The following is a 12,154-nucleotide window of genomic DNA, read 5'->3' on the forward strand; positions in this document are numbered from 1 at the left end:
CAACGCTCCTCGAACTCGAGAACATGTCCGCTCTGGAAGTAATCAGACCGGACCAGAGCGGCCTGCCGGTTTGATCCAATATGTTAGCGGAGATCTGTGCCCCATCGAGGACCGACGCTCCGTCGTCCGTCCGTACCTGGGCGGCCAGCTCGAACCGCTTGCCAGCGACTGGAAAGGCCGGGTCCGTATCCCAAACGATGCTGGTGGGTTTCTTTACGGCTGTGACCTCGAACGTCGTCGAGGCCTGAGATCCTGCGAATTGAACCATTTAACCAACCTGTGGAAATTAAGTACGAACTGATTATTTATGTCTTTAGCGAGCCTACAAGGTCGGGCAAAATTCATATAACTGCAGGGTCATAAATCGTTTTGAGTACCATGGTTAACATGAGAAAATTGCCCGTCGAAATGATCGGACAGATGGCTGCCGGAGTAGGTGGCGTCATGGGTGGTGAGTGGGTGAAATCCGAGTCGCAGAGACGAGGATACACCTGGTTCAGCCCTGACCCGAGGGTCTCGGGGCGTTACCTGACGATGATTGCCGGGACCGGCGTGGCTCTCGGTGGGATAATCGGGTATATGACCATGAAGAACGCAAACCAGAGATATGGCAGCTCGTTGATCGCCTTCGGTGGCAGCGGGATGTTTGCCAACGGCCTGAACGACCTCATCATGAACCCAGTGCCAGCGACTTCGGTCAGGGCGGTTCCCACCGCGACAGTACGTAGTACTCCAGCTGTTTCTCCACGGGAGAAAGAGACGGTCATAGCCATCCAGTAAGCCCGCTATCTGACGATAGAGATACTGCGCTCCCGGTCCTCGAGAGCCTTACGTAGAGTCATCTCTATTACCCGGCTACGGCTGATGTCAAGTCGGCGGGCCTCTTCCTCTATTTTTTCCAACACCTCCTCGTCAATTGTATGACTCACCTTTAGCCGGGTCATATGAAACAAAGTAGTATGAAGTGGTATAAAGCTTTTATACTTACCCCCGGCATCAAAATCTCGAGACCCATGATAGTCCAAAAAGACGTCAGCGGAATCATGAGCGAGGCCCTTAGATGGGCCAAGCAGAAAGGCGTAGGTGCCAGGGAACTTGTCCCAGCGGAGAACGAGAAGGTGGCTTTGACCATCAACAGGATACTGAAGTATTCCTACCCCCAGAGGGAGGTCAGAGATCTCTTCGAGGACCACCTGGGCGAGATCGTTGCTGCGGCCTGCGTGGCAAAGGAGCAGATGAACGGGCAGAACATCGACGGTGAGATGCCCGAACCGGGGAAGATCGGGGGACCCATACCCATCAGGGCGGGATACCTCGGTCTCGGAGACGACTGGACCGACATCATCGGTATCACCGGTGGGACGCCGTACTTCACCCCAGGTGAAGCGGACAACTGGATCCACTCAGGCACGACCCTGCTAGGTGGATCGGCTGGCAACGCCGTGAAGATCGGCAAGAACGCCGTGCACCTGGTGTTGGGGATTGGATCGCTGCACGAGGCTCCCAAGCTCGAGGCCGTGAAGTTCGAGTACAACGCCGCCGAGAGACCCGCTCTCTACACGGGCTGGTCCTTCGAGCACCCGAGAGGCGTGGCGCTCAAGGAGCTTGAGAAGCCCCTAATGCTTGTCCACGGGGACACGCTGAAGGCACAGATATTCTTCTCGAGCGCCTATGCGAACACGGTCACCCAGATCGTGGACTACCCACAGCTGATCGGAGTCTCCTTCATCAAGGAGGCACAGCTCAGGCTACTCGACCCGGCAGACCTGGATGGTACTGTACAAGACGTGATACTAACCACGTAGGAGTGATGGTTTAAATGGCCGACTCGGAGACCGTAATCGGAAGACTTGACGATGGAAGGCTGATGGTGAAGTTCTCTTCAGCAGCGCCTTCCTCTTACAGCCAGACAGACGAGGTCCAGATAACCATCACCAAGCTCGGGCGTGTGGAAGAGGTAGTGAGTCTTGACGCCAGTCAGGGCTATGACGCGAGGAAGGCGAACGTTGCCATCACCGGCAACAAGATCGTGTTCCCGCTCTACTACCAGTACTACGCCTGCCCCGTGGTTTGTGCCACCGGATGGGAGGTCACGACCGGACGTGACGTCTCGGACGTGACCGTGTACGGTGTCGTCATAGGACGCTGAAGCTCAAAACCCTCCTCCTTTCTATTTTTTTGCACCTCTGACGACTCCCGCGACTGAAGTTCTAAGGCTTCATCTGAATCTTTATATGCGGTTAATTGCAGTATCGACCTTAGATGTACTACTTTATCCTACTATTCAGGAGGCGGGCTTGATGGACGAAGAACCGAAACCTACCGATGGCTTTCCGCCGCTGAGCATCGTGCACAAGCATGACGGGAAGATCGACTTCCATGCCACCCTGAGGTACGGGGATCCCGATGACACCGGCGAGAGGACGGTGGTGCTCGAGTGTCGCTGCTTCAAGGGGGAGGTGGAGCTACTCGACCGGGGCGGGAGGAGCCTGTCAACGGAGATGGCAGTACTCAAGCACGAGGACAGCTCCCTCGTCACATTCCGAGAGAAGGTCAAGCGCGCCCAACGGTCGTTCCTCGATCGGAAGCGGGTACTCCCGACGTGCATAGCCGAGCTGGCTACTCTCCCCGAGGAGAGATGCGGGATAGCGACCTACACCGGTTGGTTATCGGAGGCGCTGGACGAGCACTACCCGACCCGCACGTACAGGGACATCGACTCGGGGGTCCCGGAGAACGCCCTGATCCATGCGCAGGTCGAGTTCGGGATATTCCCCGACCCGGAGATGCTGCACTCGAAGAAGTATCTTGACAACTACAAGTTGGCAACCTGGCACACCGTTCTGAAGAACCCCCACCAACACCAACAGGAGTACGTGTACGAGATCGATGACCACTATGACGCCCACATAGTCCATACCGTGCTCCAGAAGCTTTGGCTATCACGCTTCGTGAAGAAGCCGATCTACTTGATACCCCACGGGACACTCATGTGGGACCCCATCGACAAGAGGGAGGCCAGGAGGAGGTTGGGCATCGACCCGGAGGAGAGAGTCGCCTTCTGCTACGGCTTTGCGGCGGAGAGCAAGGGCTTCGACGAGGTCCTGAGGTTCGCCAGCCAGGTGTTCCTCCCCAAGTTCAGGCTCTACGTCTCGGGCGGGGTGCACGGGATAATCGAAGAGCACACCAAGAAGGAGATCAAGAGGCTCCAGAAGTTCACTGGGGAGAAGGCGGTGCTGCTCGGGCGGTGGCTGACGGAGGAGGAGACCGACCTCTGGGTCTCCGCCGCCGACATCCTGGTGTTCAACTACCGCACCCCGGACTTCATCGCCTCGGCGTCGGGGGCGATGCACCGGGTGCTCGCGTCGGGGAAGCCCATCGTATGCGTGGACGACAACCGCCTCGAGGAGCTGGTGAACGGGCAGCATTGCATCAAGTTCCCGCCCGGGGACGAGGAGGAGTTCGTGGCCGCCGTGGAGCTCATCCTCGAGGACGAGGAGATCGCCAGGAAGCTGGGGGACAACTGCCGTCTGCTGGCGGAGAACACCTCCTGGAAGCGCATCGCAGAGAGGCACATGGAGGTCTTCGGCAAGGTGGTCGGCGAGGCCTACGACGCATCCTGGTACGACGAGAGCTACTTCGTCGGCTCTGACGGGGGCAAGGTATTCACGGAGGGGGGGGAAGTGAAGAGGTGGTCGTACTACAACCCCGTCGGGGAATGGCTCGGCTGCGCCCCGATCATGAAGGCCATCAAGGAGCTGATGGACCCTTCCACCGTACTGGATGCCGGGTGTGGGAGGGGGACATTCTGCGTTTACGGCAGGGACGAGGGCATGGAATGTATCGGCGTGGACTTCAGCGAGTGGGCCGTATCCAACCCGTACCCAGGGGCGGTGTCGCTCATCCGGCTCGGCGACGTGCGGGACCTTGAGTTCCAGGATCGTTCCTTCGACCTCGTGTTCGCGTCCGATCTGATGGAGCACATCTACATGGAAGACCTCGACCAGGTCGTCTCGGAGCTTCGCAGGGTCGCCGATAGGTATATCTTCTTCAACATAGGAGGGACGACCGACGGAGAAGAGATGATCATTTCCAAAGGCGAGCTTCCCCGGAAGGACAGGGTCGGAACCTCGATTGCCGGGCACGTCACGGTCAAGAGTTGCGACTGGTGGCGGGAGAGGTTGGGCTCCGAGAGCTGGAGGCTGAGGGAGGACCTGGTGCGCGCCTTCCGTGAGAGGGTACCCGCCGAGGTACTGGCCAACTGGAACTGCGTGCTCATCTACGAGAGGAGTGATTGAAGTGAGAGTCAGCGTGGTGATACCGACCATCAGGAAGTTCGGGCTGCTCGAGTTTGAGCTTCCCTCCCTCGCCAATCAGACGATGAACAAGGGCGATTACGAGATCGTGCTGGTGGATGACTACCACGGGAGGGAGGGGGAGGTCAAGGACTTCTGCCGGGACGTCGGGCTGAGGCTCAGGTACACCCGGTCGAAGCCCGCATCATGGAGGACCAACGCCCCCATCGGGAACGCCAGGAACACCGGCCTGATCTTGGCGGACGGGGAGCTGGTGGTGTTCATAGACGACTTCACCTGGGTGCCCCCGAGGTTCCTCGAGACGCACTATAACTTCTGGAAGGATACCGGGATGTGCCTGATAGCCCCGGCCAAGGCGGTGGAGGAGATCTATCGCTACAGGGGGGTGGAGCTTACGGATAAGGAGCGGGAGACATACGAGCGGTGGGGGGACGACGGGGACATGGGCAGGTACGAGATGGACAACTGCCCAGGAGGCTGGTTGTACACGTGCAACGCGTCCGCACCGCTGGAGAAGATTGTCGAGGTCAATGGGTTCTGGGAGATCGCCGATTGTACCCGCGAGGAGGACGTTCTGATGGGACTCGCCCTTGAGAGGGCGGGGGTGAGGTTCGCCTTCAGGAAGGATCCCAACGCGACGGTGCAGCACCTGAAGCACGACCTTCCCCACCTGGACCACGTGCCTGGGAAGTACAAGAAGATCGATTACGAGGACTTGGGCTGGCAGGAGGGGAGGTGGCAGGACCGGGATGTGAAGGGCCTGATCGGTCCCGGCAAATGTGGTCTTGACACCCCGGAGGACTACATTCAGCTCATAACCAGGGACGTGTTCGACACGCAGTTCCCCGGGTCGTGGGCGCTGATAGAGAGGTTCAAGGACAACCCCGATCTCCGCTTCAACGAGGAGATCGGATTCGACCTGGGCGAGATGCGGAGGCGGAGGATGGAGAAGGCGATCAGGGGGGAGGCGATGAGATGGTAGGTCTTGAGGAGTACGGTGAGATGGAAGAGATAGTGGTGAGAATGGGCAACGACTGCGGAAATAGCGTGGGAGGTATTTTCCTGGACGGGGAACTGTTCATGCTCTACTCCTGGACGAATGAGAGCAAGCACCGTGAGGAGTTTCTAGAACGGACCTACGAGAGGCTGAAATCGAGGTATGGTGGGAGGTGGAAGAGCATCGGGAATGCGGTGATAGGTACGATCACGGCGAACCGAGAGACCCTGGAGAAGTACCTGCTCCAGGAGTACCAGAGGCACGATCGCCCTAATAAGTCGAGGAACAACGACCCACCGCACAACCCTGTCTGCCGGGGGGTGTGTCCGTGAAGATATGTCTCGTATCCACCGAGATCACCCCCACCCCGCCGGTAGGGTTCTGGGGAGGGGTGGAGAGCGTGGTCTGGGACCTGGCCAACGAGCTTGACCGCATGGGACACGAGGTCGTGCTGGTAGGGAGACCGGGTAGCGTTTCCCCTGGGCGTCTTATCACCACCTTCGAGGATGGCGAGATCGAGGACATCTATGCCGAGCACTTCAAGCATTACAAAGGTCTGATAGGGGACTGTGACGTCGTCCATGACCATTCCCACGGCCACAAGGCCCACAAGGTCCATCCCAGAGTCGTCCACACGATGCATTGGTACCAGCACCCCGCCGCCGCCGATTTCGTGAATATCTGCGCCATCTCCGAGACGCAGAGGCGCTGGTTGAACGCCCGCATGAAGGAGTACGGGCGGAATGAGGATGTGCGCATGGTGCATCACGGCATAGACGCGAAGCGGTTCAGATACCGGGAGGAAAAAGACGATTACTATCTCTTCTTCTCGGCCATTGCCACATATAAAGGTGCGCTGGTCGCCTATCGGATCGCCAAGGAGATCGGGGTCAAGATGATATTCGCCGGGAAAGCGGGTGATGCCGATGGTGTCATCATCGGCGATAGCTCGCCCAACATCATCCACGAGGGGCAGGTGAGTAACGAACGCAGGGCTGAGCTGATGAGCGGTGCGAAGGCCCTCATCTTCCCTACCGGGGGCTTCGGAGAGTCGGATTGGGTGGAGGCCCTAGGCGCAGTTCAATTAGAAGCGCTGGCTTCCGGCACCCCGGTGATCTCCTCGGACAACGGTGCCTGCCCAGAGATCGTCGAGGAGGGGAGGACTGGTTTCATCTGTCATTCATACGAAGAGATGAAGCGCGTCGTCAAGGAAGGTTGGGCGGACACCATCGACCCCAGGGTGTGCAGGATGGTGACCGTCGATGGCAGGTTCAGCAGCAGGCGCATGGCTATGGAGTACCTCAACATTTACGACGAAGTTTAGGAAAACTCAATGTAAAAACCCTTTAGTATCGATGGGGCCCAGAGCAGAGGCCGTTTACTGCCCCCTATCACGTGCGCTTCTACGACTTGGAGCTGCTCGAGGCGCACCTCGGCACCGCCTTCGCTCCGGGGCGCTTCACCATCAGGAAGATCGAGGGCGGCGGGTGGAGCTTCTTCGTCGCCGAGTGCTGGAAGTGAAAGCACCTTTTCGATGCCCTTAAATACCGAAGACCCGGAAGCCCCACATTTTCAACCCTTTAAATATCCCCTCGAAAGGGCGCCTTCAACGTCTTTAAGTATTTGAATATCCATTTCTCGCACAGAGTTCCCACCTTCCGTCTCTGTAGTTTACTCTGCAGACACGGAAGGGTCAGATAAATTCTGAGACCTCATCATAACTGGGAACGGTAACGGCCATTTCCATCGGTGTCGGCTCTCCTGTACCTCTAAATATGATGTTTATCCTATGCGTTCCGCCTACGAGAGGAGAATAATCATATTGAAATTTTCCAGTAAAGGGGGTGTCCATTGTAGTCACTGTGGCTATTAACATTGTCTCTCCAGTATCAATAGTATCATATAATTCGATTGGCACTCCAGGAAGGCCGATAAGCGCCTGGTATCCCTGGTATCTAAGGTTTCCATCGATTCTTTTCTTTCCTCCCCAGTCGATGACCCGCACATTTTGTATGAATGTAGGAAGCCTATTCGGCTCCACTTGCGGTTCGCCGACCCAATTTCGCCCATTACGGATGCAATCTGTTATGTTTGGTATAGGAATGACAACGGGGATATAGTGGGCCATCGTCTCGTCAGATTGTTCGTATAGCGTCCATATACCTCCACCAGATGTCGCATCTAGCCAATACCATATGCCATTTTCAGCTTTTACTTCAGTCCATGCATGTCCGAACAGGGGAGTACCATCTGCTTTGACGAGTACTCCAGAGACACAATATGTTTCATAGCCGAGAGCCAATAACATGGATGAGACCAGGAAAGCGGAATCTTCGCAATCCCCAGAACGGATTTGCATTGTCAGCAATGGGTCTTGCCAATAATCATTAATTCCCCACACGTCAGAATCATATTTAAATTCGATATTATCCTTCACCCATGTGACTATTTTGCCGAAGGTATGTCCACCGAAAGAATTATCCCTGATATATTGGGCGGCATTGGCCACATCGTTTGGTCGATAATACTCATTGTAATATGCATCTGGAAGACTGCCATATCCTTCACCTCTCTTACCGCAGGTACTTATTTCCACCATGCATTGTATATCATCTCGAAAAAGTATTAATATATTCCTTGAGAGCGAGATCGGCAATTGAAACAATTGAAACTTCAGAATCGAGGGCGGTACTCGATGCCTTGAGAGCAGGCTAGAGGGCGGAGGTAGGGGTCAGCGACGTAGAACATTTCAACATCTCTATGCAAAACCTGCTTCCAAATCTCAGACCGGGCGGTTCTAATCTCGTTCATAATCTCTGGCGACTCGAGCCCAGCGGTCTCGAGTATTTTCCCTATCACGGACTCGATGATGTGAAAGAAGTGATAGATGCCGAACTGTTTCGCACCCGTGATACCGTACAGGTGAGGTCTTTCTTGGATGTCTTTGTGGAGCGCCTCGTGCAGTATGATCCTCGCTATCGCCCTGCTCGAGATGCGCTCGATGAGTGTTCCGGCCAGTACGACCACACTCTTGCTCATGTTCTCGGTGACGATCATCGCATGGATACCGTTCCAATCGGGATGACGCGGTGGTTTCAGAACGAAGATGCCGCCCTCCACCACCGAGTAGATTTCCGGGAGGAGGGCCCTCGCCATGATCGCCCCTCTCATGCAATCCTTGTTCTGACGGCACGATTCAAAGGTCCCGATGTAGTCCTCCAGAACCCTGTCGAGGTCGTAGGGCATCTCCTCCTTCGCCTCCTTCCATGTGAGACCCTCCTCGTCCATCGCCCACTCGATATAGAATCGCTCGACCTCATCTCTACACCGCCCGAGATCCATGCCCTCACCCCCTACTCGGAGTTCTTCATGAGCTCGCTCAGGATATAGATACCGGCACCGGCCGCTATCGCGGCACCCCCGAGGAGGAGGACGACACCCTGCCACTGCGCTTTCTGGGGGCATTGACCGATCTCGATCCACTTGTATTCGCCCTCAGGCGTCAGCGCGCACTCGCAGGCGTCGATGACCGTACCGTCAGGGCAGGTGTACTTGAAGATCTCGCCGACGTTCTCTGGCCCGCAGACCTTCACCAGGTCCTTGCAGTATTGTTCCATCTCCGGTGGCCTTTCCCCCCAGATGATGTGATCGATCTTGCTGAGGATGAGCCAGGAGATGATTCCAGCGGCGACGAGCACCGCGATGACGCCTGCCACAACCACGGCGATCGGTGGTGATCCCGCGGCGTAGACATAGGCCTCGACCTTGTACTGCTCGACCACCGAGTGTCCGAAGGAGTTCAGGAGGGAGCGCTTCTCCGCCTTGATGCGCAGCAGCTCCCAATCTTGATCCCGGTACTCGTCCTCCATCAGCCTGCGCATGGATGGGTAGTCGCCTATCACGCCGAAGTAGCTCCGCCATTGCAGGGTGACCTTCTCGGCGTCACCGTAGTACTCCTCGTGGCCTGGGTAGTAGCGGTCCTCGACCAGCTGGAAGGGCTCGTATCTTCCTTCGATCTCGAAGGGCACCTTGTCGGATACGGAGGGCGCAAGGGTGGTTGTCTCCGCCCCGAACCCCACCGTGGCCCCCGCGAAGCGGAAGATGATATAGAAGTTGCCGTACACGGGCGGGGGCTCGGTGAAATCATCCGGGGAGATATAGAACCATGCTTTGAAATCCTGGAGTGCCTGCGTATTGGAGGTTCCCTCCCAGACGAGGAACTCGCCCAGCTCGTCGAAGACCGCGGGGTCGTCCTTGACCCAATATACCTCGATATTTATCGGAGCCTGATCGACGTACTTCTTATCCCACTCATCGAAGAGCTTGCAGGCCACGTCGATCCGCTCAAGCTCGCGGAGGACCTCAGGGAGGTTTGACACGTCGATGCGCGTTGGGTGGGCTTCATCCTCCGGTATCGGCTCCTGAATGTCCATCCTGACCACCGATTCAGAGGGATTGTAGTCATCGTTGCCTTCGAATCGGGCGCGCACATACCAGGTCTCCCCCTCCTTGGCGTTCCATTCATCCGCATTGAAATCATAGGTGATGCGCCCCATGTTCGCCGCGCTGGTAAACACTTCCTTGATGAACTGCCAGTTCTCGCTCCCCTTTCTCACGTAAACGGCAACAGCGATGTTGTAAATGACCGTTCCCGTGTCCACGCTCTTGGGGCGCCAGGTGGTGCGTAGCGTCTCTCCCTCCCGCACGGTCTGCTGGTCCTTTGGACTGAGGGTCTCGCCGTCGATATACTGCTCGTAGACCTCCATCAGGGTATCGCCCGGTTCGGTGCTCTCGACGTAGATGTAGTTCACCATCTCCTGAGAAGACCACTCCCTCACACCACTTGGCTGTTCTGGGTCGGTCGGGTCGAAGACCACCTTATAAACGATGCCTTCCCACCCGGGATAGTCCGCAGGGTCAATGACGTGTGTAAGCCTGTAGTTGTTGCTCATACTCAATAGCACCGTTTTCACGGTGGTGTAGGTCAAGGCCCCGACCTCACGCACCTGGAGCTTGAGCCTCGTTCCTGCGGGAACAATTGTCCCAGACTCGAACCCGTGAGATAGCTCAATTCTCTGGGTATCATAGATGTAGTAAGTCTGCTGAATGGGCTGGCTCTCCCAGTTGTAAGTATATATCCTTGCCGAATACTGCTGAAGCGGCTTCTCAGACGTCACGGGCATGATCTCGAAGGTTTTTGACTCGGATTGTATTTTCATCTCTTATTCCTCCCATACCGTCTCGGTCCGCCATTCACCGCTCACATTGAACGCCAAAGTGAACTCATACCTACCTCTTGAATCTGTCAATCTCGTTCCCCAGCGAAAGGCGTTGTTATTCGGAGGCTTGAACCATATGTCTATGTTCTTACCGACGAGCGGGGTGGTGCCATCTTTCAGATAACCGGAGAAGGTGATCTCCTCGATGTCCTTCACTGCCACCGTCTTTGACAGGGAAAGAGACAGACTGTATGCCATATCCGCTCAATCTCCTCTCCACTCGGTCGCGACTTGCCACGTTCCAGTTGCACTTTCCCCGCCTACACCGTCCCGGAAGGAAATGGTGAAACTGTAATTGCCCTGCGCGTCGGTGGTGGCCGTCGTTCCGCCCGCCTCGTCCCACCAGAAGTGATCCTCATGTGGGGGATTGAATCCGATGTGGATCTTCTTTCCCGCTAGAGGGGAGTTATTCAATGTCAGCTTGCCAGAAAAGACGATAGGGTCTTCGGGGCCAGAAGTGCTGTTCAAAGCGGTGGTTTTTGACAGGTTGAGTGTAAGGGCGTACAACGCATCGACCACGGTGAAGGTTTTGCTCGGAGAAGTTACCTTTACCATTTTCATGCCTCACTACTACTATGCTACGAGATCATAGGTCGTCAGAATATAATAAATTTAACCGAGAATGGCTCTTTCCCGACCCAAGGGTCGGTTAAAATTGATATAGGAGCAAGGGGGATTTATCAGCCAAGACAAGAACCGAGGTAATACCATGTCAGGTATTGGACCCATCAACGAAAGACTGATGAAGCCCAACTTCAATTTTGCGTTGGCCTTCAGACAGGGGTTCCTCTTCGGGAGGACCATCAGAGCCCAGAACAAGTTCTTCCGTCCCTACCCGGTCATCGACTCGAGTGGGAACAATGTCGAAATCGCGGCCAGCTCGAGCCAGGCCGCCCTGCGCTTCAGGGACCCGAGGAACACCGAGAACGACCTTCTCTTCCTGGACACCAGGACCCACGGTGGTTTTCCGTGGTTTCTGCATGGCGGGATAGGCATCAGGCCGGAGAAGGTGAGATTGTACCTCCGCATCCCGGAGGGCCAGGACATACCCGGTAAGTTCCCGGACGCCGACCCCATCAGACCAGGCTCCGGTGACGACATGGGGTATCTGGACAGTCTCAACTCTCCATACTATGAGCCCACCGACCAGTTCGAGGTCGTGGTTCCGCCGATGACCCATGTCGCGGCGGAGTACTACAACGACGGCGACCTCACCCAGCAGCCGGTGCTGAACCTCCAGTTCAAGCTGTATTGGGTGCAGTTCTACGACCCGGAGAACGCCAGGGGGAGGGTGATGATACGCAAGATCGCCACTGGGGAGGCCCCGGCGGCCTTCCTAGAGGTGGGGGTCGGGCATACCCTGATAGACTACAACGAGGCCCTGAAGAAGGAGTGGGGCGTCGCAGCTATGGAGCTGTGGGAGGCGATGGAATGAAGTTCGACAAGGAAGAGATCAGGAACAGGGTCCGCTCCGTCCACAAGCAGGCCACGAACAGCGTCGCCGACGTCTTCGCCACCGACGTGCCGGACAGCACGACCAGGCACGTCGTCGCCATCCTGGT

Annotated in this window: 16 protein-coding genes; 8 read left to right on the plus strand and 8 right to left on the minus strand. The window is 56.5% G+C overall.

Annotated elements, in window-relative coordinates:
* A partial coding sequence (locus tag PHI12_11185) for a hypothetical protein (protein MDD5511352.1) occupies positions 1-268 on the minus strand: 268 nt, incomplete at its 3' end.
* 101 nt (positions 269-369) lie between these two features.
* On the opposite strand from PHI12_11185, the gene PHI12_11190 reads away from it, so the two are divergent.
* Positions 370-780: a hypothetical protein gene (locus PHI12_11190; GenBank protein ID MDD5511353.1), complete on the plus strand. Its 411-nt coding sequence runs from the start codon at positions 370-372 to the stop codon at positions 778-780.
* 5 nt (positions 781-785) lie between these two features.
* On the opposite strand, the gene PHI12_11195 is transcribed toward PHI12_11190, so the two are convergent.
* Positions 786-944: a ribbon-helix-helix protein, CopG family gene (locus PHI12_11195; GenBank protein MDD5511354.1), complete on the minus strand. Its 159-nt coding sequence runs from the start codon at positions 942-944 to the stop codon at positions 786-788.
* A gap of 15 nt (positions 945-959) precedes the next feature.
* On the opposite strand from PHI12_11195, the gene PHI12_11200 reads away from it, so the two are divergent.
* The 6 genes from PHI12_11200 to PHI12_11225 all read left to right on the plus strand — a co-directional run bounded on the left by PHI12_11200 (position 960) and on the right by PHI12_11225 (position 6,637).
* Positions 960-1,805 (plus strand): hypothetical protein, encoded by an 846-nt coding sequence (locus PHI12_11200; GenBank protein ID MDD5511355.1) that lies wholly within the window; start codon positions 960-962, stop codon positions 1,803-1,805.
* Between the two features lie 14 nt (positions 1,806-1,819).
* Positions 1,820-2,149: a hypothetical protein gene (locus tag PHI12_11205; GenBank protein ID MDD5511356.1), complete on the plus strand. Its 330-nt coding sequence runs from the start codon at positions 1,820-1,822 to the stop codon at positions 2,147-2,149.
* Positions 2,150-2,300: 151 nt separating this feature from the next.
* Positions 2,301-4,298 carry a methyltransferase domain-containing protein gene (locus PHI12_11210; protein ID MDD5511357.1) on the plus strand — a complete coding sequence of 666 codons (1,998 nt, stop codon included), beginning with the start codon at positions 2,301-2,303 and terminating at the stop codon, positions 4,296-4,298.
* Between the two features lies 1 nt (position 4,299).
* Entirely contained in the window at positions 4,300-5,298 is a 999-nt protein-coding gene (locus tag PHI12_11215) for a glycosyltransferase family A protein (GenBank protein ID MDD5511358.1), read from the plus strand.
* Positions 5,292-5,645 carry a hypothetical protein gene (locus PHI12_11220; protein ID MDD5511359.1) on the plus strand — a complete coding sequence of 118 codons (354 nt, stop codon included), beginning with the start codon at positions 5,292-5,294 and terminating at the stop codon, positions 5,643-5,645. Before PHI12_11215 ends, PHI12_11220 begins: the two co-directional genes overlap by 7 nt.
* Positions 5,642-6,637, plus strand: coding sequence for a glycosyltransferase (locus PHI12_11225; protein MDD5511360.1), 996 nt, complete (start codon positions 5,642-5,644; stop codon positions 6,635-6,637). Before PHI12_11220 ends, PHI12_11225 begins: the two co-directional genes overlap by 4 nt.
* Here the strand turns inward: PHI12_11225 and PHI12_11230 are convergent.
* From PHI12_11230 to PHI12_11255, 6 genes are all read right to left on the minus strand, one after another.
* A complete protein-coding gene (locus PHI12_11230) occupies positions 6,634-6,840 on the minus strand; it encodes a hypothetical protein (GenBank protein ID MDD5511361.1) in 207 nt (68 codons plus the stop codon). The genes PHI12_11225 and PHI12_11230 overlap by 4 nt on opposite strands.
* 166 nt (positions 6,841-7,006) lie before the next feature.
* A complete protein-coding gene (locus PHI12_11235) occupies positions 7,007-7,912 on the minus strand; it encodes a transglutaminase-like domain-containing protein (protein MDD5511362.1) in 906 nt (301 codons plus the stop codon).
* 74 nt (positions 7,913-7,986) lie between these two features.
* Complete coding sequence (locus tag PHI12_11240) at positions 7,987-8,655, minus strand: hypothetical protein (GenBank protein MDD5511363.1); 669 nt, start codon at positions 8,653-8,655, stop codon at positions 7,987-7,989.
* 11 nt (positions 8,656-8,666) lie between these two features.
* A complete protein-coding gene (locus tag PHI12_11245) occupies positions 8,667-10,532 on the minus strand; it encodes a hypothetical protein (protein ID MDD5511364.1) in 1,866 nt (621 codons plus the stop codon).
* 3 nt (positions 10,533-10,535) lie between these two features.
* Positions 10,536-10,790, minus strand: a complete 255-nt coding sequence (locus PHI12_11250; protein ID MDD5511365.1) for a hypothetical protein — start codon at positions 10,788-10,790, stop codon at positions 10,536-10,538.
* A gap of 6 nt (positions 10,791-10,796) precedes the next feature.
* On the minus strand, positions 10,797-11,147 hold the full coding sequence (locus tag PHI12_11255; GenBank protein MDD5511366.1) for a hypothetical protein: 351 nt from the start codon (positions 11,145-11,147) through the stop codon (positions 10,797-10,799).
* A gap of 154 nt (positions 11,148-11,301) precedes the next feature.
* Here PHI12_11255 and PHI12_11260 point away from each other — a divergent pair, with 154 nt between their 5' ends.
* Positions 11,302-12,027, plus strand: coding sequence for a hypothetical protein (locus PHI12_11260; protein ID MDD5511367.1), 726 nt, complete (start codon positions 11,302-11,304; stop codon positions 12,025-12,027).
* Positions 12,028-12,154: the final 127 nt, after the last annotated feature.

Source organism: Dehalococcoidales bacterium, from assembly GCA_028716225.1.
In the GTDB taxonomy this organism is placed as follows: domain Bacteria; phylum Chloroflexota; class Dehalococcoidia; order Dehalococcoidales; family UBA5760; genus UBA5760.

What these genes read in the sequence shown, in the direction of transcription:
- PHI12_11195 (MDD5511354.1), bottom strand. Translation starts at nt 944, where the DNA reads ATGACCCGGCTAAAGGTGAGTCATACAATTGACGAGGAGGTGTTGGAA.
- PHI12_11200 (MDD5511355.1), top strand. Translation starts at nt 960, where the DNA reads ATGAAGTGGTATAAAGCTTTTATACTTACCCCCGGCATCAAAATCTCG.
- PHI12_11205 (MDD5511356.1), top strand. Translation starts at nt 1,820, where the DNA reads ATGGCCGACTCGGAGACCGTAATCGGAAGACTTGACGATGGAAGGCTG.
- PHI12_11210 (MDD5511357.1), top strand. Translation starts at nt 2,301, where the DNA reads ATGGACGAAGAACCGAAACCTACCGATGGCTTTCCGCCGCTGAGCATC.
- PHI12_11220 (MDD5511359.1), top strand. Translation starts at nt 5,292, where the DNA reads ATGGTAGGTCTTGAGGAGTACGGTGAGATGGAAGAGATAGTGGTGAGA.
- PHI12_11235 (MDD5511362.1), bottom strand. Translation starts at nt 7,912, where the DNA reads ATGGTGGAAATAAGTACCTGCGGTAAGAGAGGTGAAGGATATGGCAGT.
- PHI12_11240 (MDD5511363.1), bottom strand. Translation starts at nt 8,655, where the DNA reads ATGGATCTCGGGCGGTGTAGAGATGAGGTCGAGCGATTCTATATCGAG.
- PHI12_11245 (MDD5511364.1), bottom strand. Translation starts at nt 10,532, where the DNA reads ATGAAAATACAATCCGAGTCAAAAACCTTCGAGATCATGCCCGTGACG.
- PHI12_11250 (MDD5511365.1), bottom strand. Translation starts at nt 10,790, where the DNA reads ATGGCATACAGTCTGTCTCTTTCCCTGTCAAAGACGGTGGCAGTGAAG.
- PHI12_11255 (MDD5511366.1), bottom strand. Translation starts at nt 11,147, where the DNA reads ATGGTAAAGGTAACTTCTCCGAGCAAAACCTTCACCGTGGTCGATGCG.
- PHI12_11260 (MDD5511367.1), top strand. Translation starts at nt 11,302, where the DNA reads ATGTCAGGTATTGGACCCATCAACGAAAGACTGATGAAGCCCAACTTC.